Source organism: Desulforamulus reducens MI-1, from assembly GCF_000016165.1.
In the GTDB taxonomy this organism is placed as follows: domain Bacteria; phylum Bacillota; class Desulfotomaculia; order Desulfotomaculales; family Desulfotomaculaceae; genus Desulfotomaculum; species Desulfotomaculum reducens.
Genome location: NC_009253.1, coordinates 331,027 through 352,616 on the forward strand (window position 1 = coordinate 331,027; position 21,590 = coordinate 352,616).

General features: G+C 40.8%; 24 protein-coding genes and 1 pseudogene. 18 read left to right on the forward strand and 7 right to left on the reverse strand.

Going from position 1 to position 21,590, the window contains the following annotated elements:
• Positions 1–328: 328 nt before the first annotated feature.
• From DRED_RS01685 to DRED_RS01730, 10 genes are all read left to right on the forward strand, one after another.
• A complete protein-coding gene (locus DRED_RS01685; protein ID WP_041274378.1) occupies positions 329–970 on the forward strand; it encodes a hypothetical protein in 642 nt (213 codons plus the stop codon).
• Position 971: 1 nt separating this feature from the next.
• Positions 972–1,661 (forward strand): ABC transporter ATP-binding protein, encoded by a 690-nt coding sequence (locus DRED_RS01690; RefSeq protein WP_011876704.1) that lies wholly within the window; start codon positions 972–974, stop codon positions 1,659–1,661.
• Positions 1,648–2,901, forward strand: a complete 1,254-nt coding sequence (locus tag DRED_RS01695) for an efflux RND transporter periplasmic adaptor subunit (RefSeq protein ID WP_011876705.1) — start codon at positions 1,648–1,650, stop codon at positions 2,899–2,901. Before DRED_RS01690 ends, DRED_RS01695 begins: the two co-directional genes overlap by 14 nt.
• A gap of 20 nt (positions 2,902–2,921) precedes the next feature.
• The gene (locus DRED_RS01700; protein ID WP_238442559.1) at positions 2,922–4,085 is read left to right on the forward strand and encodes an ABC transporter permease; all 1,164 of its coding nucleotides are present in this window, start codon (positions 2,922–2,924) and stop codon (positions 4,083–4,085) included.
• Positions 4,086–4,096: 11 nt separating this feature from the next.
• Positions 4,097–5,242 carry a TolC family protein gene (locus DRED_RS01705; RefSeq protein WP_011876707.1) on the forward strand — a complete coding sequence of 382 codons (1,146 nt, stop codon included), beginning with the start codon at positions 4,097–4,099 and terminating at the stop codon, positions 5,240–5,242.
• Between the two features lie 162 nt (positions 5,243–5,404).
• Positions 5,405–5,956, forward strand: a complete 552-nt coding sequence (locus DRED_RS01710) for a hypothetical protein (protein WP_011876708.1) — start codon at positions 5,405–5,407, stop codon at positions 5,954–5,956.
• A gap of 366 nt (positions 5,957–6,322) precedes the next feature.
• Entirely contained in the window at positions 6,323–7,006 is a 684-nt protein-coding gene (locus tag DRED_RS01715; protein WP_011876709.1) for a response regulator transcription factor, read from the forward strand.
• The gene (locus tag DRED_RS01720; protein ID WP_011876710.1) at positions 7,003–8,445 is read left to right on the forward strand and encodes a sensor histidine kinase; all 1,443 of its coding nucleotides are present in this window, start codon (positions 7,003–7,005) and stop codon (positions 8,443–8,445) included. The genes DRED_RS01715 and DRED_RS01720 overlap by 4 nt, the downstream gene beginning before the upstream one ends.
• Positions 8,446–8,601: 156 nt before the next feature.
• Entirely contained in the window at positions 8,602–9,054 is a 453-nt protein-coding gene (locus tag DRED_RS01725; protein ID WP_011876711.1) for a MarR family winged helix-turn-helix transcriptional regulator, read from the forward strand.
• Between the two features lie 72 nt (positions 9,055–9,126).
• A complete protein-coding gene (locus DRED_RS01730; protein WP_011876712.1) occupies positions 9,127–10,746 on the forward strand; it encodes an MDR family MFS transporter in 1,620 nt (539 codons plus the stop codon).
• Positions 10,747–10,852: 106 nt separating this feature from the next.
• On the opposite strand, the gene DRED_RS01735 is transcribed toward DRED_RS01730, so the two are convergent.
• The 3 genes from DRED_RS01735 to DRED_RS01745 all read right to left on the reverse strand — a co-directional run bounded on the left by DRED_RS01735 (position 10,853) and on the right by DRED_RS01745 (position 12,127).
• Positions 10,853–11,101, reverse strand: coding sequence for a hypothetical protein (locus DRED_RS01735; protein ID WP_011876713.1), 249 nt, complete (start codon positions 11,099–11,101; stop codon positions 10,853–10,855).
• Positions 11,102–11,368: 267 nt separating this feature from the next.
• Positions 11,369–11,611, reverse strand: coding sequence for a DUF3795 domain-containing protein (locus tag DRED_RS19680; protein ID WP_041274379.1), 243 nt, complete (start codon positions 11,609–11,611; stop codon positions 11,369–11,371).
• A 60-nt stretch (positions 11,612–11,671) separates the two neighbouring features.
• Positions 11,672–12,127 carry a DMT family transporter gene (locus DRED_RS01745; RefSeq protein ID WP_011876714.1) on the reverse strand — a complete coding sequence of 152 codons (456 nt, stop codon included), beginning with the start codon at positions 12,125–12,127 and terminating at the stop codon, positions 11,672–11,674.
• 331 nt (positions 12,128–12,458) lie between these two features.
• Between DRED_RS01745 and DRED_RS01750 the strand changes: the two genes are divergently transcribed.
• On the forward strand, positions 12,459–12,791 hold the full coding sequence (locus DRED_RS01750; protein WP_011876715.1) for a D-serine dehydratase: 333 nt from the start codon (positions 12,459–12,461) through the stop codon (positions 12,789–12,791).
• Between the two features lie 68 nt (positions 12,792–12,859).
• Here DRED_RS01750 and ptsP read toward each other — a convergent pair whose 3' ends face one another.
• From ptsP to DRED_RS01770, 4 genes are all read right to left on the reverse strand, one after another.
• The gene (gene ptsP / locus DRED_RS01755; RefSeq protein WP_011876716.1) at positions 12,860–14,482 is read right to left on the reverse strand and encodes a phosphoenolpyruvate--protein phosphotransferase; all 1,623 of its coding nucleotides are present in this window, start codon (positions 14,480–14,482) and stop codon (positions 12,860–12,862) included.
• Between the two features lie 15 nt (positions 14,483–14,497).
• Positions 14,498–14,761: an HPr family phosphocarrier protein gene (locus tag DRED_RS01760; protein WP_011876717.1), complete on the reverse strand. Its 264-nt coding sequence runs from the start codon at positions 14,759–14,761 to the stop codon at positions 14,498–14,500.
• A gap of 33 nt (positions 14,762–14,794) precedes the next feature.
• A complete protein-coding gene (locus tag DRED_RS01765; protein WP_011876718.1) occupies positions 14,795–16,663 on the reverse strand; it encodes a glucose PTS transporter subunit IIA in 1,869 nt (622 codons plus the stop codon).
• 249 nt (positions 16,664–16,912) lie between these two features.
• On the reverse strand, positions 16,913–17,761 hold the full coding sequence (locus DRED_RS01770; RefSeq protein WP_011876719.1) for a PRD domain-containing protein: 849 nt from the start codon (positions 17,759–17,761) through the stop codon (positions 16,913–16,915).
• A 343-nt stretch (positions 17,762–18,104) separates the two neighbouring features.
• On the opposite strand from DRED_RS01770, the gene DRED_RS17725 reads away from it, so the two are divergent.
• The 7 genes and pseudogenes from DRED_RS17725 (at position 18,105) to DRED_RS01795 (ending at position 21,513) form a co-directional block, all read left to right on the forward strand.
• A complete protein-coding gene (locus tag DRED_RS17725; protein WP_011876720.1) occupies positions 18,105–18,443 on the forward strand; it encodes a TerD family protein in 339 nt (112 codons plus the stop codon).
• A gap of 36 nt (positions 18,444–18,479) precedes the next feature.
• Positions 18,480–18,989 carry a hypothetical protein gene (locus DRED_RS01780; protein ID WP_011876721.1) on the forward strand — a complete coding sequence of 170 codons (510 nt, stop codon included), beginning with the start codon at positions 18,480–18,482 and terminating at the stop codon, positions 18,987–18,989.
• A pseudogene (locus DRED_RS19685) lies at positions 18,895–19,227 on the forward strand (hypothetical protein); the annotation flags it as partial. The gene DRED_RS01780 and the pseudogene DRED_RS19685, both read left to right, overlap by 95 nt.
• Before the next feature lie 174 nt (positions 19,228–19,401).
• On the forward strand, positions 19,402–19,536 hold the full coding sequence (locus tag DRED_RS19455; protein WP_274376901.1) for a hypothetical protein: 135 nt from the start codon (positions 19,402–19,404) through the stop codon (positions 19,534–19,536).
• Positions 19,537–19,713: 177 nt separating this feature from the next.
• Positions 19,714–20,286 carry a TerD family protein gene (locus DRED_RS01785; RefSeq protein ID WP_011876722.1) on the forward strand — a complete coding sequence of 191 codons (573 nt, stop codon included), beginning with the start codon at positions 19,714–19,716 and terminating at the stop codon, positions 20,284–20,286.
• Between the two features lie 16 nt (positions 20,287–20,302).
• Positions 20,303–20,905, forward strand: a complete 603-nt coding sequence (locus DRED_RS01790) for a TerD family protein (protein ID WP_011876723.1) — start codon at positions 20,303–20,305, stop codon at positions 20,903–20,905.
• Positions 20,906–20,934: 29 nt separating this feature from the next.
• Positions 20,935–21,513, forward strand: a complete 579-nt coding sequence (locus DRED_RS01795) for a TerD family protein (RefSeq protein ID WP_011876724.1) — start codon at positions 20,935–20,937, stop codon at positions 21,511–21,513.
• The last annotated feature ends 77 nt before the right edge of the window (positions 21,514–21,590 follow it).

Here is a 21,590-nt window from a genome sequence, read left to right on the forward strand (position 1 = left end):
ACTGAGTTTAAAAGGCAGGTGGGTCTGACAACTAATTACAAACCGGTCCATAACATCAAAAATTAGATTTAACAATGTACATAAGACAAATGATATTGCTGCCTAAAGCCGTGCTCCTCTAAGAGGGACACAGCTTTATTTTTTTCTAAAAATTAGAGTTGCGTTCTTCAGTAGATATTAAGGTGGTATTAAGGGAGCATTCAGGATATTTTCAACTTTTCAATCTAAGATAATTAATAGGTAAATTATTCTAAGAATATGAAAGGTGTGTTGGCAAATTAGAAAAGTCTAAACCGAAGGTAAATAGTATCTTATGGGGTGAGGATTAATGAAACTTAATAAAACTTTATTGCTGCTGATGCTATGTTTGATTACTGCTGCAATTGCTGGCTGCAGCAGTGGAGGTACTGGGACATCCACTGAAAAAACGGCCCAGGTAGGCAATGCTACTGCTTCAGAGGGTGAAAAGGTAGCTTTTCCAGAGGAAAAACCAGCCTTAATTGGCAAGGTTAAGGAGATTGTTGGTAACGAGGTAACTATCTACAAGGCTCAAATTACAGAAAACCAGGGGGTGCCACAAGGATTGCCAAATCAAAGCCAACCTCAAGCCGAAACGCAAACCCAGAGCCAACCCCAAGACCAAAAGCAATCCAATAATGAAGCAAGACCTGAAAACAGAGGTTTTAGAATGAATTTTTCTGAAGAAACAGAGACCTTTACAATACCAGTAGGAACTCCCATTGTGACCATGCAAAGGGGTAGCAGGGAAACTACACAGGTAACACTTGCAGAGATCAAAAAGGATACCATCCTACGGATATGGAAAACTGATGATGCTGTGTCCTTTGTACAAGTTACAGGAGGAAACGTGGGTAACAGACAAGGTTCTGCGGGAAATAGGTCTGGAAATGGTACAGGTGGGGGTGGCGGCAGTCCACAGGGGATGGGTGGACCACCGCCAGGTATGTAACATGAAACATAACGTAAATTGTGTTATAGATGCTAATAATCTGATAAAGATTTACCAAAATGGCTCTGAAGAACTTAAGGTGTTGGATGATGTTAGCATACAGGTATATAGAGGAGATTTCATGGTCATCCTAGGGCCTTCTGGCTCGGGCAAATCTACCTTAATGAATATACTGGGCTGCCTGGATCTACCTACTTCTGGACAATATACTTTGGATGGTTTAAATGTCCTAGAGGCTTCGGATAATGAGTTGGCCGAGATTCGCAACAAAAAGATTGGCTTTATCTTTCAAAAGTTTAATCTGTTACCCAGATTAACCGCCCTGCAAAATGTGATGCTTCCTTTGCTTTATCGAGGAGTAAAGGAAGAAGAAGCCCTGGAGGCAGCAAAGGAAAAATTAACCATATTAGGTTTAGGGGCGAGGCTTTTCCATCGCCCCAATGAGTTATCCGGCGGGCAACAGCAGAGGGTGGCCATTGCCAGAGCAATCGTTGGTAATCCGCAACTGCTATTGGCGGATGAACCAACTGGAAACCTGGATAGCAAATCCAGTGAAGATGCCATTAGAATTTTTAAAGAACTAAACCAACAAGGAAATACTATCGTGATTATTACACACGACGTAGAAGTTGCTCAACAGGTAAAGAAAATAGTCTATATACGGGATGGAAAACTATATGAAAATCATTAGGGATTGGGGATTAAAGGAGTTTATCAAGCAAAAATCAAAAAAGTCCCTTGGGATTGCATTGATCGTGGCCATTGCCTTGACCGGGGGAACAACCTACTGGTTGCAGAGACAAAGTGCAGATAAAAGTTCCGAACCTCAATATGAACAGGCCCAAGTAAAAAAGGAAGATATCATAGTAGGCTTGGACTCCGATGGAACCATTGATTTTTCTAAAGTTAAGCTGCGCTTTGGTGTTAGGGGAACCATTGCAGAAATCCTAGTGGCTGAAGGTGATGAGATACAAAAGGGTCAGATCATTGCTAGGTTAGATGACAGGGACTATCAGGACCAGTACCAGTTAGCCCTGGCAAAACTGCAAGATGCCCAGGACGATGATACTATCAGTTTACTGGATAGCGAATTAAAGATCAAAAGTATGGAAGCTGATTTAGAAAAACTTCGGGATGAATACAAGGAAATGGAAACTATTTCTGATGCCTACTCGACAAATGAGTTAAAAATGAAGAAGTTAGAATTGGACAACAAAGAAATGGAGTATCAAAACCTTCTCAAGAAGTATCAATTGGACAAAAGCAAGGGCTTAGACCAAAATGAACTACAAGTAAAAATGGCTAAAGAAGATTTAGAAGACACCATCGTCTATGCACCTGTTTCCGGCGTTCTTTTAAATCTAGCCAATAAAGCTGGAGAAAGTCTCACTGACGAGGACGACTTCGCAACCATCCATGAAAACAAAACTATTAAGGCGATAACAAAGGTCATTGAATACGACATTGGACAAATAAAAGTAGGACAAAAAGTTTATGTAAATGTAGAGGCGCTACCGGATAAAAAATTTACAGGGGTTGTCAGCAAGATTAATGCTTTGCCTGAAGAAGATTCCAGTGGATTGGTCAACTATTCCGTAGAAATGACCATTAAAGACCCGGGACCGGAATTGAAGGATGGCATGACCTGTTCCGTTTCCTTTGTCTTAAAAGAAGTTGCCGATTGTTTAACTGTACCCTATAAAGCTGTAAAAATGGTCAATGGCAAACAAATGGTTACGGTGGTGGATGAAAAGGGCCAACAAGTAGAGCGGCAGATAAAAACGGGCTTTACCGATGGAACTAGCGTGGAAGTTCTGGAAGGTCTTAAGAACGGTGAGACTGTTATTTATGCAAAACCTATTACTACCAAGACAAATGCTACCCAACAAAAGACCAATTCTACTAGCCAAACGAAACGGGTGATTTTTTGAAGCTAAAACAATTACTAAAAATGATTTTTTCAAATATTACCCAAAACAAGGTGCGAACCTTCCTAACGACCCTGGGAGTAATCGTGGGTACCGCCACCATATTTTTAGTGGTGGCCATTGGGAAAGGTGCGGAAGCCCAGGTTAACCAGCAATATTCCAAACTTAACGTCGGGACCATCATTGTAATGCCCGCTACAAGGGGAAAAGTAGCTGACCCGTTAACGAAAAAAGATGCCCAATTGTTTTTGGAAAGTGAGAATATTACCCAAGCCTTTCCGATGTTACGTGGTAACGGCGATATCAACTATAACAATTATTCAACCAGTGGGAGCTTTATGGCAATCCAACCAGCGTTTCAAGGAAGTAACAACCTAACGATAGAACAGGGGAGAGCCTTTGAAGAAGAGGATGAGCAGAAAAGAAACAAATGCGTCGTCATCGGAGCAGAGTTAGCCAATACCCTTACAGAAAACAATCCTTCAGAACTACTGGGTCAAAGCGTGAGTATTAACAACAGGAAATTTGAAGTGATTGGAATTTACAATCGCGTGGGGGATTCTGGTTCGGGCATGAGCTATGATGATGCTGCCTTTGTACCTTATTCGGCCGGGGAGAGATTTTTACTGGGCACCCGAGCAAACCCCACCATCAACGTTCAGGCCAAAGACATTGATTCTGTGCAATCTGCCATTGAGGATATTACCAATATTTTGAATGACAATCACCGTGCTGGGGGAGCAGATCAGTTTCGTATTATGGATGCTGGCAGCAGACTGGCAGCAGCCCAGGAATCTGCTAAATCCATGTCATTGCTCTTGCTGGCGGTGGCAGCGGTGGTCTTAGTTGTTAGCGGTATCGGTATCATGAATGTGATGTTTGTGACAGTACGAGAAAGAACCCGGGAAATCGGCACCCTAAAGGCTATCGGGGCCAAGAAACAGGAAATATTAAACCAGTTCCTCATCGAAGCCGTTATTATCAGCCTAGCCGGGGGAATCATCGGCGTCATCATGGGTTTTCTAGCCTTGCCTGTATTACGATATTTTGGGCAAAACGTCATTGCCTCGGTAAACGGCGTCTTATTCGGACTTGTTTTTTCAGTGGTTACAGGAGTATTCTTTGGTTTTTACCCGGCCTGGAAGGCGGCAGATTTAAGTCCCCTTGAAGCATTACGCTATGAATAAAGGAGATATTTATGAACAAAAAGCTAATCCTTATCCTGAGTATACTCCTGGCGTTGGGCAGTTTTTCCACCAGCTACGCTGCAGAAGAACCTACCGCCACAGAAACGATTATTACACTAGAAGAAGCCAAAGCAAAGGCCTATGACAATAGCCGGAGCTTAAAGAAATATGAGATTAGTGTAGATAAGGCAAAGTATCAGAAGCAGCAAACCGAGTATGACTATAACAATACCCTAAATGAATACAACAGCTTAGGGAGCAGTCTGGAGTCAAATGACTACTCTGAAAGCATCCTAGAAAAAATGCAACAGCAATATGAAAAGATAGAGTCTTCGTCCGAGAGTGTGAATGATTCAGAGAACAATTACACAGACGCCCAAAAGGAGAAAGAAAATTATCGAAAACAATTAGATTATATTGTTGAAGAACTCTATACTAACATCCTTAGCCAAGAAGACTCCTTACAATCCTTAAACAAAGAATATGAGCTTAAACAATATTCCTTAAATATGGAAAGAAAAAAACTACAAATGGGCAGCAGCAGTCAAGCAGAGGTGGATCAGCTAGCTGCAGAGGTTATAAAGTTAAACAGAAGCATTCTAGAGCAAAGGAGCCAAATTAAAATAAACAAGGGACAGCTAAACGATATGATGGGAAGAGGCTACGACGAAGCGTTACAGCTCACTTCCTTTGAGGTTTCGGTAAAGGTGAATATACCGGAGTATGACCAATTGCTCTCAAGTGCCACCCAGTCCTATTATACCCTCTCACAGCTCAAAAGGGATTTGGATGACCTAGACGATGACCTGGATGATGAGGACGACTACTATCAGTCATTAATTATTCGGCAGAACATTAAGGAGAAAGAACTGCAGGTAGAAGATGAAAAGATAACTATAAGTGAAAAGGTCAACAACTTGGTTGCCAATGTAAGATCAAAACAGGAAAGTTACCAGTTGGCGATTACTAACTATATAACGGCTCAACAATCTTATGAATGGGCTAAGAAGAGATTTGAATTGGGTCAGATATCCAAATTGACTCTACTGCAAAGTGAATTAGACTATCTTACTGCAAAGAACACAAAGGCAGCTAATGGGTATGCTCTTCAATTGGCGCAGCAATCTTTAATGTTGGCCCAGGAAGGAATTGTATAAAGTTTGTTTCTGGTTAAAGCATTTAACCCAGCATATTTTATCAAGTTTTTCAGGTAATTTTAAGTTTAAAATCAGCAAATAATCAGGAAGTATTCAGGGTATTCTCATCTTCTTCAGTTAAGATAATTATTGTAACAACGAAGAAAAATGGAGGTATTACATATGTTGAAAATTAGTAAAAAGATTGTTGGGCTTGCTATTGGTGGGATGTTTCTGGCCGGGTCTATTGCCGGAAATGCCTTTGCAGATTCGGACACAAAAAATGAACTGGATCAGAAAAGAGAGCAATATTACCAAAAATTTGTAGCAGACTTTGCTACCAACTTAGGGGTTAGCCAAGATCAAGTGACAGCTGCCCTTAAAGCGACGAAGAAACAAATGGTTCAAGCAGAGGTACAACAGGGAAAGATCACTCAGGCCCAGGCAGATAAGATTCTTGAGCAAAAAGAAATTGGATTCAGTTTTGGCTTTGGCATGGGTGGCCCACGGCATGATAGAGGCGATCTTACCCAAAATACTAATTTTCTCAATGACGCTGCCAGTGCCCTTGGCATAACTGCTGACGAACTAAAGTCTGAATTGCAATCAGGCAAAAAGTTGGATCAGGTTATAACTGATCAAGGAATGACTATGGAACAATTCCGCCAAAAGATGCCTCAACCCAAATTTAATAAAAAAGATGCAGCCACCAAGAATATTTCAAATCAATCATAATAGAGGTAGTATGAACCCAAGAGACACCTGCGATCATGCAAGTGTCTCTTGGGTTGTTCGCTGGTAAATACACCTATTGATATACATATAAGATTTAGTTGGTTACAAACCGAGCTGCTAGAAGGAAGATATTAATTAGAGTATACGTGTATTTTTCTAAGAGAGATTTATATTTGGTGAGCCAAGTGAAGTGCTCAATGACTTGATGATATTCTATTTCTGTTTTACACTGTTAGAGAAATATAGCCATAAGAGAGGTAAATAGTATTGGCATAGTGATGCTGTCTTTACGGGTCTACCAATATCAGTTTAATTAAGTTTTGACTACGGTAATATAAAGTAAGATAACAAAGGGGCAGATCAGGAATGAAACAATTAAAAGGAATTAGAATATTATTGGTGGACGATGAATCCAATATTCTACAGTTTTTAGAGATTGGTCTGCAAAATGAAGGATTTGAAGTGCAAACTGCCCAGGATGGTATGTCAGCCATAACCCTGATGAAGCAATTTCAACCCCATGTTGTAATTCTGGATGTAATGATGCCTGGTATGGACGGCTTTGAAGTGTGCCGCATGCTCAAAAAAACCGAGAATGTTGCTGTAATCATGCTGACAGCCAGGGATGAAGTGGATGATCGGGTGAAGGGGCTTAATCTTGGGGCCGATGATTACATGGTAAAACCCTTTAGTTTTGAAGAACTGCTGGCCAGGATTTATGCCAGAATTCGAAATCAATTCCCCAATTTATTTGGCAAAGTGGTAGTTGGGCCCTTCCAGATTGATGACCGTCGTAAAGAAATCCAGTTTGAAAACCGGGTCCTGGAATTGTCCCACACAGAATACGAACTCCTTAAGTTCTTAGTTCTTAATCATGGGTTGGTTTTAAGTAAAACGATGATATTGGATAAAGTATGGGGTTATGATTTCGGAGGAGAGGAAAATATTGTTGAGGTGTATATTCGTTCCTTAAGAGATAAGTTGAACGATAAAAATCATCAAATAATACGAACCCTGCGCCGTTCAGGATATCGGGTAGACCTGTCATGAAGAACAAGAAAACCTCTTGGTTTAAAATATGTGCACCAAATTCCCTTCGCATTCAACTGTTATCCCGTTCACTGCTAATTCTAGCTGTTTTACTTGGGTTAATTGGTCTTTTACAATATGTTTTTATGCAAGAGGTAATCTACAGAAATAAAGCGGCCAGCCTGCAGAGTCAAGTAATGTCCATTTCCCGCCATTTTTGGCAGGATTTTAGCTTGGAAAGTGAAAAAAACCGGTCGCCACGTTTTTTTATTCCTGAGGCTGATCTAGCATTTGTGGATACTGCTGGTAATTATTTTGTATTGTCTGAAAGACACGGTAATATAAGGCCTCCCCAATTGAATATCCAAGAATATTTAGCTAGTTTCGAAGGAAGACCCCGGCTTAATTACAAGATAATTAAAGACGACAGTGGAGTGGAGCAACTGGTAGTATTACAACGGGTTTTTGACCATGGCAAGGTGCTTGGGGTTGTTCAAATAAATACTATGACAGGTCCACTTAAGGAATTGCTTTTTCGACAACTGTTCACTTTCTTGTTTCTTTCCCTCATTGCCCTGTTGATGGGATTGCTTAGTTTTTCGCCTATAATTAAAAGAACACTGGTCCCCTTATTCAACATGGTGGATACTGCGGAACAAATTGATGCGGGTAATTTAACCAAGCGTTTCCCAACTCAGCAAGGACAAATGGAGATTGATCGTTTGGCAGATTCCTTTAATGGAATGTTGGATAGGCTGGAAGCCTCCTTTGAAGCAGAAAGAGAAACAAAGGAACAAATGCGTCGCTTTATAGGGGATGCTTCCCATGAACTACGTACGCCGTTAACCTCTATTCACGGCTTCTTGGAGGTATTGCTCCGGGGTGCAGCCAATCAACCGGATCAACTAAATAAAGCCTTAAAAAGCATGTATGGTGAATCTGAGCGTATGAATAAATTAGTACATGATCTTTTGCTCTTAACCAAGCTGGATCATGCACCTCGTCTTGAAGTTAAAGAAGGTTTTCTGGATACCGTTATCCAGGAGATGGAACCTCAACTTTGCATTTTGGCTGGTAACAGAAGGCTACAACTTATGGTTGATTCAAATATAGAATGTAAATTTGATACGGATAAGATGAAACAGGTAATTTTGAATTTGTTTCATAATGCAGTACAGCATACTGACCCTGAAAAGGGCGAAATAAAGATTTCATTATATAAAAGGACGGACGGGGTGCAACTATCTGTTGAAGATAACGGACCGGGGATTAAGGATTTTCATCTGCCAAAGGTTTTTGATCGTTTTTACCGTATTGATGCTTCCCGGACACGTAGACATGGTGGAGCCGGGTTAGGCCTGGCCATAACAAAGGCCATTATAGATGCCCATGGAGGAACGATCAACGTTGAAAGTCTCGAAGGAACAGGAAGTACATTTCATATATGGCTTCCTGCATAAAACTTTTTATTTATCACCCATCGACGGCATTTATACACTGTTTCTTGTGTGTAAGTGCCGTTGGAAAAAACACCCATTTGACAGGGTGTTTTTTATGATGTATATTTAAATACGTGAAATATTTTATACTAAAATAATTTGCAAGTAGGGGTATTTATGACAGATAAAAATATGAAAGAGTACGCCAAGAGAATAGAAACTGCTTTTTCAAAAATAATGAAGAAACTGGGCCCAGAAATGTCTAAACTGGCAGAGGGTTTAACACCGCCACAGTTTTTTGTGTTAAAGCTGCTTCAGACAAATGGGCGCACAGTTACAGAAATTGCAGAGTTAATGAATGTTCAACCCAGTGCTATAACGGCAATATTAGATCGTATGTATAGGAATGGCTTTATTATACGTGAAAGAAATGAAACCGACCGGCGTGTTGTGTTAGTGCAAATTACAGAAAAGGGTAAAGAAGCATTTGTAAAATCGCAACAAAAGCGACAGGATGTCATGTTACATTTTCTAAGCTATCTTGAAAAGGAAGATTTGGATGCTTTACTTGCTATTTATGAAAAAATGGCCAAGATAGTAGAACGCCACAGTAATAAAACTAGCTCATAGGTGCCCGTGTAAAGTTTAAACACGGGCATTTCTTTTTTATATCATTTCCGTTAACAAGAAGGGAGATTGTTCATGAATACAGATTCCAGAAGAAATATATTATTAATAGGACTAATTCTTGGCATGTTTTTTTCTGCATTAGACCAAACCATTGTTGGAACGGCCATGCCTAGAATTATTGGGGAACTTGGTGGCTTAGAAATTTTGACCTGGGTTACCACAGCCTATATGCTATCTTCAACCACAATTGTTCCTATTGCGGGAAAACTAGCAGATTTATTTGGTCGCCGCATCTTATATGTGACCGGTATCTTTATTTTTATGCTGGGGTCTGCCCTGTGTGGCACCAGTCAGAATATGACCGAGTTAATTATCTTTCGTGGTTTGCAAGGTCTGGGTGGCGGTATTATGATGCCAATGGCGATGACAATTGTAGGGGATATTTTTCCACCCGAAAAACGTGGTAAATGGCAAGGACTTATGGGTGCCCTTTTTGGTTTTTCCTCTATTATTGGGCCAACAATAGGTGGCTGGTTTGTGGATTACGCCTCCTGGCGATGGGTATTCTATGTAAACCTTCCGGTAGGGATACTTGCTGCAGTAACGATTTACATCGGGTTGCAGGGAGAGAAGCGCCTCAAGGATAAAGTGGTTATAGACTATTGGGGTGTGGCAACACTGGTAATAGGGATTGTATCTTTACTACTGGGTTTAAGCTTAGGGGGCAAAGATTATCCCTGGAGTTCATGGCAGATTATTGGTTTATTAAGTACTGCCTTTGTATTTTTATTTACCTTTATATTTATCGAAAAAAGGGCAGTAGAACCTATTTTAAGTTTAGACTTGTTTAGTAATAAGGTTTTTCTAGTGACAAATATTATAGGATTTTTAATGGGATTAGGTATGTTTGGTACTATGATGTTCTTACCCTTGTTTCTTCAGGGTGTTGTGGGAGTCAGTGCCACCAGTTCAGGTAATACAATGATTCCTATGATGCTGGCTATGATGATCACCAGTATGCTTGCTGGTCAGCTGATTTCTAGAGTTAGTTTCCGTACCCTATTTGCCACCGGCATGGCTATTATGACTGTGGGTTTTTACCTGCTAAGCACCATGACAGTGCATACCACTCAGTGGGAGGCAATTGCTAATATTATTGTCCTGGGGATAGGAATGGGGCTGGTTATGCCGATACTAACAATAGCAGTACAACAAGCCTTCCCAGCGGAACAAAGGGGAGTTGCCACTTCTGCCACAACCTTCTTCCGCAGTATTGGTGGTACCCTTGGTATGACTGTTTTGGGATTGGTGATGAATCACCAATCAGTGGAGTTACTGAAAAAGGACTTCTTTCCTGTAGTTCAAAAGATACCTGGGCTGCAGTCAGGACCCTTTAGTGGTATGCTGACAAAAGCAGAATCTGATCCACAGGGACTATTCAATGCGCTATTAAGCCCTGAAACATTAAGTAAAATACCTGTGCAATTGCAGGAAATTATATTACCACCCCTTAAAATAGCACTTTCAGATTCACTTCATTTAGTATTCCTGGTGGCTATGGGTATCACCATGCTTGGAATAATAGTGAGCTTATTTATGGGCAATGAGAGGGTTGTAGGAACAAAGGAGAAGGTGCTAGATATCACGGGGGGGCTGAAGAATGCCAGTGAGTCAGCCTTGCATGAAACATAGAAATATTTCAGCCCCTTTCATTCATGGTTAAACCGCAACTAACAATGAGAGGGGCTGAAATATATAACAACCGACACTGGTTGTACGCATGTAAAGAAAACATCTTCTATTCAGGATGAGGCTTTTGGAAAAACAAAGTACCCTGCCTGCGTCTAAATTTCTGAAGCTCAGTGGGTTCAGTCTCCAATAGATGTGCAATATCCTCTTCAAGCAAGTTTTCTTTTATATAAAGTAAACGCATGACGGATATACGTTCCTCGTGGTTCATTAGATGCCAAAGTTTAATTTTACCTGCACTCTTTTGTTCTTCAATACGTCTCAGTCGTTCATTATATTCTTGAAGGTTGCTTTTCATAGTTATCACCCTAAAATTTGTTTTTCTTATCCGTAAATAAGATATCGACTCACTATCAGTTTATAAAAAAGTGATAACAAAAAATATGGCATGTGTCACAGTCTAAGAAATTATTTTTTATAAAAGTCTTTTAACTGCTACCTTAAAAAAGGAATCTCACACGCTGTCTAAATAATGATCTAGATATAAATATATTGTATCCTCTTTCAAGAGATTCATGTAAGCAACCTTTTTAGATTAGTTATATTTCATTAAAATGCAATAATATTAATCCATGGTCTTACCCGATATGTAGGTACAATAGCCATAACTTATTGGACCTTCTTTGGTGGTCTCGCAGGGAAATTCAGGGCATTCAAAGCATAAGGAAATATTTTTGATGAATGCACATTTTGAGATCTTGCAAAACTTATTATCTTTCGGCTTACAACCAACTTCTCCATTTGGACATGTCCCATTAACCATCCTAGGACACTTTTCACAAGCGATGCCGCATACAGCTACTTTCATAGTTTTATCCCCTTTCTTTTACAAAAAATTTAACAGACTTAAAATACCAGGGGTCAGTAATTAAGCTTTAATACCTGCTGCTTCTTTTACTCCTGATTCCGGCCTGGTTGTTAAATACACACCTGTTACGATAATACAGGCACTTAGCATTTTGAACCAACTAAAGGGCTCACCTAAAAATAATAAAGATTGCATGATGGTAAATACTGGTACAAGATTAATAAAGATAGCAGCCTTGGGTGCCCCAATGTTTTGAATAGCAATTAACTGAAACAAATATCCTAGTACCGAGGCAAAAACAGCCATATAAAGAATTGCGAGCCACCCTTCGGTTGTTGCATTTGGCAAATAAGTTAAGGGTTTCTCCCAGAGGACAAAGGGCAGGGCAAAAGAAAAACGGAAAAAAGTTAAGGCAAAGGGTGGGAATTCCCTAACAGCCAGTTTTCCTGTTATAAAGGCACCTGACCAAAAGAGAGCAGCAAGAACCATTAAGATATAGACCCGCTTAGCAGACATAGAACACCTCTGATTACTAATTAGTATTTATCTTTATTTATATTCCATAAGTCGGTTTGGTCTTAAATTTATAAAAACAAGATTATTGTATCATGATGGTTTTTCTTTGTGTTAGTGTTTTAACCATTTATAATATTATTAATATTACAAAAATAGGAATAAAAGGTGGATGATCTCATGATTGCAGGAAAGACAATAGAAGAATGGAAAAAAAGCTTGTCCCTTATTAGAAAAAATTACTGCAACTAAAGAAGTTTTTGGCCAAATCATAAATATGGAAAATTTGCTGAGGCTGTTCAAAAGATTTCCCTTAGCGAAAAAGACGTAAAAGATGCGGGGTTGGTGGCGGACCGGGGGGTGTAACCTTTGGTTTAAAACCAGCGGGGTTTATACAGTGGATGATGACGAGCTATATCTTTTGTTAAGTTCGTTAATAGATACAGAAGATATCCGTTTAGAACCTTCCGCCCTGGCAGGGGTCGCCGGTCCAGTTCGCTTATTTAAAGAACCGGCTGGACAAAAGTATTTAGAAGCAAACAACCTAAAACACAAAACCTCCAATGCCACCCATATTGCCTGGGCCACCGGGGGCAGCATGGTGCCAGCGGAAGTAATGGCATCTTATTATAAAAAGGGACTTAATATACCAGTAACTAGGAAATAATTTATAACCGACCAAAATGCGAGGACCTCCTGATTACGGAGGTCCTTACTGGTATCAGTAATTGACTGCTATAAAGATATCTGGCGAATTTTTTGTTTTACCCTCAGTACCGCTCCCCGGGTCATGCTTAGTTCATCTAATCCCATCTTCAGCAGGTGCTCTGTATATTCCGGGTTGCCGGCCATTTCACCGCACATACCTACCCAGATACCTGCATTATGCCCTGCCTGGACAATTCCCTCCAACAGACGGCATATCGCCGGGTGGGTGGGTTGGTATAGATAGGCTACCTGTTCATTCATACGATCGGCGGCCATAGTGTATTGGATTAGATCATTGGTGCCAATGCTGAAGAAATCAACTTCTTTAGCAAAGATATCGGCTGCCAGGGCAGCTGCCGGGGTTTCCATCATCATTCCCACTTCCACTGGATTGGCTAACTCTACTCCTTCAGCCACCAGTTCAGCCTTTGCTGCCGCCAGTAGTTCTTTGGCCGCCTGTAATTCCTCTAGTGTAGCAATCATGGGAAACATTATGCCAATGTTTCCGTGTCTGCTGGCCCGGAGAATGGCTCTTAGCTGAGTTTTAAATAAACCCTTTTCCGTCAGAGCTAGTCGTATTGCCCGTTTACCCAAAAAGGGGTTAAGTTCTTTGGCTAGCTTTAGATAGGGTAACTCTTTATCTCCGCCGATATCTAGAGTTCTGATGATAACCCTGTGGGGAAAAGCTTCTACTACTTGTTTATAGGACTGGTACTGCTCCTCTTCGGTGGGCAGAGAGTTTCTGTCCATATATAAAAACTCTGTCCTAAAGAGACCAATTTCCTTTACGCCCACTTTCTGTGCTTCAATGATATCACTTAGTTTACCAATATTGGCGGCCAGCCTGACGGGAATACCGTTAGCAGTTACCGCTTTCTCATTAACCAAGCCTTGCAGGTCTCTTTGTTCAGCAACAAACTGTTCCAATTTTTGTTTTAGGCTGCCTAACTTAACCTGGTCAGGATCAATAAATACTTCACCGGTGCTGCCATCTACAGCTACCAGAACACCCGAACTAACTTGCTCTACAATACCAGGAATGCCCACAACTGCGGGGATACCCAGGGAACGAGCCAAAATTGCTGTATGACTGGTTCCACTGCCCACTTCGGTAACAATTGCCGCCACCCGCTCCCTGGATAGTTGAGCGGTATCAGAAGGGGTAAGGTCATGGGCTATCAGTACAGTCTGCTCGGTTAACTCGGCTAAACTCACCTCATTGCGATCAAGTAAAATATTTATCAACCTGTGCCCCATATCCCGCATATCCACAGCCCGCTCTTGCATTTCTGGCACCGGCAGACTTTCCAACATCCGGGCCTGTGCTTCAACCGCCTGATTTACGGCATAGGCAGCATTGTTACCGGCTTTAATTATATTAATTATCTCGCTAACCACCGTCGGGTCTTCTAAAAACATGATTTGAGCTTCGATTATATCTGCCTTTTCTTTACCGGCAGTCTGTGAAACCCTTTCCTTAATTTGCAACAATTCTTGTTTTGCCGAAGCCTGGGCCTGTTCAAACTTTTTGACTTCCGCTTCTAGATCATTTTCAACTAACTTAACCTTAGGAATAATCAAATCCTCTTTTTGATATATCACTGCTTTGGCAATGCCTAGGCCAGTGGAAACCCCAATTCCCCGTAACATATTGCTACCCCCTTTCTATTCTGTAAAGGGCTTACTTAGCAGGTTAGCCAGAGCATTTACTGCTGCTTCTGCCTGATTTCCTTCCGCACTTACTAAAAGTTCCTCTCCGGCCTGGGCAGCTAGGCTCATAACCCCTATTATACTTTTGGCATCTATTTCTTTACCTTTATAGGCCAGCTTTATAGCGGCATCAAATTGGGCTGCCAGCTTGGCTATATGTGCCGCCGGTCTGGCATGAATTCCTGTTGGGTTAACAATAGTGACTACTTGTTTAATCATTTTATGCCTCCACTTTCTATAAACTAATTACTCTTAAATTTGTAAAATGGTATCTTCTCCAGAAGTTACTTCATTTGCAGGGGTTATTTCCATATCCTCAGATCCAATGATAATTACAGGAGTAATGGTAGATAAGCCAGCCTTTTCAATCTGCTTTAAATCTACCTCAAGAAGTTTTTGTCCTACCGTAACCTTTTGCCCTTCGGAAACCAGAGCTTTAAAGCCTTGGCCCTTTAAGGAAACGGTATTAATGCCTACATGCAACAGGATTTCTATGCCGTTTTCTGTTTTTATGGTTAAAGCATGGTTGGTAGGAAATACTTGAACAACAGTTCCTGCCACAGGTGCTATAAAGGTACCCTCTACTGGCTCAATGGCTACTCCGTTGCCCAGCAGTTTTTGTTTAAAGGTCTCATCAGGTACCTGTTCTAAGGGAATAACCTTACCGCTGGCAGGAGCCTTAATCATAGTTTTGCTGGCAGAAACGTTAAGCTCAGGTAAGGGTTTAGCCCCTTCTGCTGTGGCTGAAACAGTATTAGTCATTAGACTGCGGATTTCTTCTTTTAAGCTGTCGGATTGGGTGCCAAAAATAATTTGCAGGTTTTTACCCATTTCCATAACTCCAGAAGCACCTAGAGCCTTAAACACATCTTTTTTAACCATGTCTGGATCTTTTACAGTTACCCGCAAACGGGTAATGCAAGCATCCAATATCTCAATATTATTAGCTCCTCCCAGGGCATCTAATACCTTGTGCGCTAAATCAGAACCGGTACCTTGGTTTTCTACTGCAGTAATTTCATCTTCTCGGCCCGGTGTTTTTAAGTTCAACATTTTTATAGCGGTATTAAAGACTACAAAATACAGACCTCCGACAACCAGGCCCACTGGCCACAGCAACAGCTGGTTATGACCATATTTATAGGACAATAGATAATCGATGAAAGAGGCAGAGAAAGTAAATCCTAAATGAATATCAAGCAAATTTGTTACAAAACCAGACACACCGGCCATTAGTACATGGAAGACAAATAACACAGGTGCCACAAAAATAAAGGAAAATTCTATTGGTTCGGTAATACCCGTCAGGAACGAGGTAAAGGCTGCGCTGGCCATTAATCCTGCGATAGCTTTTTTGCGCTCGGGCCTGGCGTTACGGTAAATGGCAAAGGCGGCAGCGGGCAGACCAAACATCATTATGGGAAACTCGCTGGCCATAAAGGTTCCGGCTGTTGGATCCCCAGCGAAGTAACGGTTAAAATCTCCTTTTACAATTTCCCCGGCAGCAGTTACATACTGACCGAATTCATACAAGAAAGAGGGATAGTAAACGTGGTGCAGGCCAACTGGTATCAGTAAACGTTTGCCGGCGGCAAACAAGGCAGGACCAAAACTGGAACTAACCGCAACCTGACCTACGGCATCAATGACATTCTGTATGCTGGGCCAAACCACGGCAGAAATTAAAGCAATCACTACACCGGCCACAGCGGTAATAATGGGAACAAAGCGCTTCCCGGCGAAAAAGCCCAGGTATTGGGGCAGCTTAATTTGATAAAACCTTTTATACAATAGGGCAGCGGTAATACCCATGATAATGCCGGAAAATACCCCCATGTTAATACTGGGGTCCACTGCTTTCAGTACTGCTAACAGGATTAACTGCCCTACTACAGCGGCCAGAGCGGCTACCGACTGTCCACCAGAAAAACCAATGGCAACCCCCACGGCAAATATCAAGGGTAGGTTGGCAAAGATAGCCAACCCAGCTTCCTTCATGGCAGGCATGTTGAGTAAATCTTTCTCACCAAACCTGAGCAGTAAACCGGCAGCAGGTAACACAGATACAGGCAGCATTAAAGATTGTCCAACCATCTGTAAATACTTAAATGCTTTTTTCATGCCCTTCACTTCCTTTTTAATTAGTTTTTCTTTTTAATTTGTTTTTTATTTGTTCAAAAAAAGCTAATGGCGCGCACATTATGCTTTTTTGGCAGATCAGAAAGTATAAATTTTATATGATTTGCATAAGGGCAAACTAAGCTTCCGCCGGCGTATAAAGACTTGGCGCAAGCCAAGTTTTTCTAAATTAAGACATGTATAAGCAAAAAGGTATAAGTCATCAAGGTAAGCTTAAACTGAATGACAATATTAAGTTTTGTTACGGCGGATTCGCTCGATATGCATAGCTAAATAACCTATTTCATCCTCCGGCACGGGTATACCTAAGCCTTCTTCCAGAATATTACTCATCTGTCTGGCTATCTCATAGGAGTTGCTAAACTCTTGCTTTAGCTTATCCAAAAACGGGTTCTCAATGGTAGTTTTATTTACTAACCTGTGGATGCAGCTTTGCAAATGCGAAAGTAGCCGGGTATATTCTAAACCCCCATGTTCTTTTATGGGACCAAATTGGGATTCAATATATTTTACTGCACGATTTATTACTTCGGCATGCTTTAAACTTTGGCTTACGTGACGGTTATGCCTGGCTGAGTGTAAGTGTAATGCTATGAAGCCAATTTCTTCGGGCGGAATGAAAATATTCATTTTTTCTAAAATTAATACCGCCCCTTGCTTAGCTATACTAAACTCCTTTGGATACATGGCCTCAATTTCTGCAAGAAAAGGGTTTTTAATCTCCATCCCCTGGGCTAACCTGATTAGAGTAAAATTGATGTGATCTGCCAGAGCTACATGTACCCGAGGATGCAGTCCTTCTCCTAATTGGGCTTTAGCCAGTTCAATGATGTTCTGGGTAACATTGATCACCGCAGGGTCAACCTGTTCCATTAAGGCTAAAGCCTTTTGATCAGTAACACCTTCCGGAACAACATAAATTTTTTCATATTTTGGATTAGACAAAATATCTCCGGATTTACGACCAAAACCCATGCCTTTGCCCAGCAAAATGACATCTTGCCCCTTTGGGGTATGAGCTATAACTGCATTATTACTAAGTACACGTTGGATAGTAAACGGACCATGAGGAGTTTGCAAGCATCTCCCTCCTAATTTTGCCAAAATAAAAGCCAGTAAGACATAATTTTATTTTAGGTATTCCTAAATAAAATTATGCTTACTGGCTCATGCCGTCCGTTTACGTAACACGCCAGAAAATTTCTGTTAAATTTATATTAAGAATAGCATAAATATTGTAGCTAGGACAAGGTCCATTTATTGGTAGGCTTAGTTGGACGAGAGATTTAAACCAAGGCGGGTAAGTCCATCTGTGAGCTTGTAGAAAGAGTAGTTAATAGACCCTAATATTTTTGTTTTCAATAAATCACACGGAAGGGATTATTGTTAGAATATAGAACTTTTTTCCAAGGAGGTAAGTAATATGTCTATTAATTTGATTAAAGGTCAAAAAATAGATCTTTATAAAATGAAACCCGGAGTCAGAAGCATTTCCATGGGTATAACCCTTTGCGGCCCCATAAATAATTTTTTTGTCACAGCGATACTTACTGGCAGTTCAGGAAAGGTTGAGGATACGAAAAATTTTATTTTCTATGATAACTTAAGTAATCATGACGGTTCTGTTTTGATGACAAAGGACACCCCTCCACAAGTTAATGTTCATCTTGATAGGGTGCCCCTGGGGTTGACAGAATTGATACATATGTTAAAAATAGGCAGAAAAATGAATTCGAAAAAAACCAGATGTCACTTGGAATAGTAGATACGTCTATTTTTGGACGTTGAGGTGAAATGAATGGATGAAAATATTTTTATAAGAATTTTAACCATGTGTTTTTATTATTTGTCTTCTCCGGAAGACAAAAACTACCTTGTCAACAGAATGAATCCATTCCTATCTAAAAAGAGAATTCAGGGATCCTTAACTTTAAACACATTGGCAAAGGAAGCACCACTCTTCTCCTCTGCACAGAAACTTCTTTTAATGACTTATTCTCATATGTATATTCTCCTGCGGGATAGAAATCTACTGGAAGATACCAGTCTAAAGCAAATTCGTCAAATTTTTTCAGTTTCCGAAGACTTTGTAGCCTTTTACATGCGATCCATGCGAAGGGCCCACTACCGACAATGGATTCATGAGGATAACCTTTTGGAGTGCATATTAAATCCCTGCGAAGATTTTCGAAAGTGGGCAGAGGATACTACCTTTGGGGCAATACAAGAAGGTTGTAGAGGTTACCCCGAGGGTACAGTTTTGTTGGCATGGCGGAGAAACACTGCTAAGGGGACTGGAATTTTATAAGCAGATTGTTGAATATCAAAGGAAATACAGCAGGGAGCATAACAAAATCCTCAATACCCTACAGACAAATGGAATCTTATTAAATAGCGACTGGAATACTTGGTTTGGGAATAATCGGTTCCGGGTTGGAATCTCCTGTGACGGACCAAGTAATCATGACCAACAGAGGAAAGATCATACTGGGAGCGGGTCCTTTGAGCAGGTTGCAAAAGCTATAACGGAATGTAGGAGGAAAGATTATAGAACCCACTGTGGTGGGGTGTTGGCAGTGGTAACGCCAACTATGCTTGATCGCCAGGAAGACATACTGGCAGAATTTTGCTTGGAAAAGAAAATGTTTTTCCAAGATGCTTTAAATTTAGTTCAGTTGGTTCGGCAAAAAATTTAAACTGGACGGAAGGAGGGAGTCCTGATGGAGCTAAGTAATATTGAACTTGAATTTGCCAGAAGGTTATCATCTTCAGAACAAGCAACCTATGAAGGTTGGAATAATTATACCGATGTTGATGGTTGGGAAGAATGGGATCATTATGAGGAAGAACTATAAAATTTACTATTGTATACAAAATAACGACAAATTTGCAAATTTTAGTAGGACATCTTAGGTTTTTATAGAATATATAGTTACAATCAGGAACAAAAAGCCGTCTTATGTCTATAAGAAAATAATTAAGCTAAATTCTTTTTTTTGATAAACCAAAATAAATACGAAGGAGGATTTATCTTGGCTGTTAATTTGCAAAAAGGTCAAAAGGTTGACTTAACAAAAGGGAGATCTAACCTTTCAAAGGTGGTTGTTGGCCTGGGATGGGATACTAACAAATTTGATGGCCCAGACTTTGATTTAGATGCGTCTGCTTTCCTGCTTGGCGAGAACGGCAAATGCGCTAGTGCCGATGACTTTGTTTTTTATAATAACTTAAAACATGTTAGCGGTTCTGTTATGCATATGGGAGATAACCTTACTGGTGATGGTGATGGTGACGATGAACAGATTACCATTGATTTAAGCAAAGTACCTGCCCATATTCATAAAATTGCTATTACCGTTACCATTCATATGGCCAAAGAACGTAACCAGAATTTCGGTCTGGTTTCCAATGCCTTTGTTCGTGTGGTAGACGATAGCAACGGTTCTGAGCTGCTACGCTATGATTTAAGTGAAGATTACAGCATCGAAACCGCCCTGGTATTTGCAGAACTCTACCGTCACGGTTCCGAATGGAAATTTGCTGCAGTTGGTCAAGGCTTCAACGAAGGCTTGCAAGGATTGGTTAATCTATATGGTTTAGCCTAAGGAGGGAATTAATTCGTTGATTAACTTACAAAAGGGGCAAAAGATTGATCTCACCAAAACCAACCCTAACCTTTCGAAGATTATGGTTGGTTTGGGTTGGGATCCAGTTAAAAGCGGTGGTGGTGGTTTCCTGGGTGGTTTATTTGGTGGAGGAAGCCCCAACATTGACTGCGATGCGTCAGTTTATCTTTTGAATGCCAATGGAAAGCTAGCCAAGGATAAAAACCTTGTTTATTTTGGTAATAAGACAAGCCCTTGTGCAAGTGTTCGTCATGCCGGCGATAATGTTACCGGGCAAGGTGATGGTGATGATGAACAAATCTTTATTGATCTGACTCAGGTACCTGCCGATGTTCACCGCTTGGTATTTGTAGTTAACATTTATGATTGCGTGGCACGTAAACAGCATTTCGGCATGATTCAAAATGCTTTTATCCGTGTTGTAAACAGTGCCAATGGCCAAGAGTTGTGCAAGTTTAATTTATCGGAAGGTTACGAGGGAAAGACTAGCCTGATCACCGGCGAGGTTTATCGCCATAATGGTGAATGGAAGTTTGCTGCCATTGGTGAAGCTACCACAGACCCCGGTCTAAAATCCTTAACCCAAAGGTACTTGTAGAAAAAAATAATTCTGAGGGGGTATATGTTTTGATATCTCTGGCAAAGGGTCAAAAGATTGATTTAACTAAAAGCAACCCTGGATTAAGCAAAATTCTTGTTGGTCTCGGTTGGGACACCAATAAGTATGATGGTGGTCATGAATTTGATTTAGATGTTGTTGCTTTCCTGGTGAATGCCGAAGGCAAAGCCACCGGGGACAGTGCCTTTATTTTTTACAATAATAAGCAAGATGCCAGTGGTTCCGTTATTCTCTCCGGTGATAACCGCACCGGCGAGGGTGATGGCGACGATGAATATATAAAGATTAACCTGTCTGGTGTGCCCGCAGAAGTTGATAAAATTGCTGTTTGCATCAATATCCATGATGCGGCAACTCGCAGCCAAAACTTTGGACAAGTTTCCAATGCCTACGTTCGCGTGGTAAATGATGAAACAAATGAAGAACTTATGCGCTACGACCTGGGCGAAGATTACTCCATCGAAACGGGTCTTGTGGCCTGCGAAATCTATCGTCATAATGGCGAATGGAAATTCAATGCAGTGGGAAGTGGTTTCCAAGGGGGACTGGCATCCCTGGCCGCAACCTATGGCTTAAACGCTGGCTAAATAATTGACGAACTTTACGCAAAGGGGTGCTGTCTAGGCACCCCTTTCTTAGAAAGTACGTGTCAAATTGATTAAGG

What these genes read in the sequence shown, in the direction of transcription:
- DRED_RS01685 (WP_041274378.1), top strand. Translation starts at nt 329, where the DNA reads ATGAAACTTAATAAAACTTTATTGCTGCTGATGCTATGTTTGATTACT.
- DRED_RS01690 (WP_011876704.1), top strand. Translation starts at nt 972, where the DNA reads ATGAAACATAACGTAAATTGTGTTATAGATGCTAATAATCTGATAAAG.
- DRED_RS01695 (WP_011876705.1), top strand. Translation starts at nt 1,648, where the DNA reads ATGAAAATCATTAGGGATTGGGGATTAAAGGAGTTTATCAAGCAAAAA.
- DRED_RS01700 (WP_238442559.1), top strand. Translation starts at nt 2,922, where the DNA reads ATGATTTTTTCAAATATTACCCAAAACAAGGTGCGAACCTTCCTAACG.
- DRED_RS01705 (WP_011876707.1), top strand. Translation starts at nt 4,097, where the DNA reads ATGAACAAAAAGCTAATCCTTATCCTGAGTATACTCCTGGCGTTGGGC.
- DRED_RS01710 (WP_011876708.1), top strand. Translation starts at nt 5,405, where the DNA reads ATGTTGAAAATTAGTAAAAAGATTGTTGGGCTTGCTATTGGTGGGATG.
- DRED_RS01715 (WP_011876709.1), top strand. Translation starts at nt 6,323, where the DNA reads ATGAAACAATTAAAAGGAATTAGAATATTATTGGTGGACGATGAATCC.
- DRED_RS01720 (WP_011876710.1), top strand. Translation starts at nt 7,003, where the DNA reads ATGAAGAACAAGAAAACCTCTTGGTTTAAAATATGTGCACCAAATTCC.
- DRED_RS01725 (WP_011876711.1), top strand. Translation starts at nt 8,602, where the DNA reads ATGACAGATAAAAATATGAAAGAGTACGCCAAGAGAATAGAAACTGCT.
- DRED_RS01730 (WP_011876712.1), top strand. Translation starts at nt 9,127, where the DNA reads ATGAATACAGATTCCAGAAGAAATATATTATTAATAGGACTAATTCTT.
- DRED_RS01735 (WP_011876713.1), bottom strand. Translation starts at nt 11,101, where the DNA reads ATGAAAAGCAACCTTCAAGAATATAATGAACGACTGAGACGTATTGAA.
- DRED_RS19680 (WP_041274379.1), bottom strand. Translation starts at nt 11,611, where the DNA reads ATGAAAGTAGCTGTATGCGGCATCGCTTGTGAAAAGTGTCCTAGGATG.
- DRED_RS01745 (WP_011876714.1), bottom strand. Translation starts at nt 12,127, where the DNA reads ATGTCTGCTAAGCGGGTCTATATCTTAATGGTTCTTGCTGCTCTCTTT.
- DRED_RS01750 (WP_011876715.1), top strand. Translation starts at nt 12,459, where the DNA reads ATGCGGGGTTGGTGGCGGACCGGGGGGTGTAACCTTTGGTTTAAAACC.
- ptsP (WP_011876716.1), bottom strand. Translation starts at nt 14,482, where the DNA reads ATGTTACGGGGAATTGGGGTTTCCACTGGCCTAGGCATTGCCAAAGCA.
- DRED_RS01760 (WP_011876717.1), bottom strand. Translation starts at nt 14,761, where the DNA reads ATGATTAAACAAGTAGTCACTATTGTTAACCCAACAGGAATTCATGCC.
- DRED_RS01765 (WP_011876718.1), bottom strand. Translation starts at nt 16,663, where the DNA reads ATGAAAAAAGCATTTAAGTATTTACAGATGGTTGGACAATCTTTAATG.
- DRED_RS17725 (WP_011876720.1), top strand. Translation starts at nt 18,105, where the DNA reads ATGTCTATTAATTTGATTAAAGGTCAAAAAATAGATCTTTATAAAATG.
- DRED_RS01780 (WP_011876721.1), top strand. Translation starts at nt 18,480, where the DNA reads ATGGATGAAAATATTTTTATAAGAATTTTAACCATGTGTTTTTATTAT.
- DRED_RS19455 (WP_274376901.1), top strand. Translation starts at nt 19,402, where the DNA reads ATGGAGCTAAGTAATATTGAACTTGAATTTGCCAGAAGGTTATCATCT.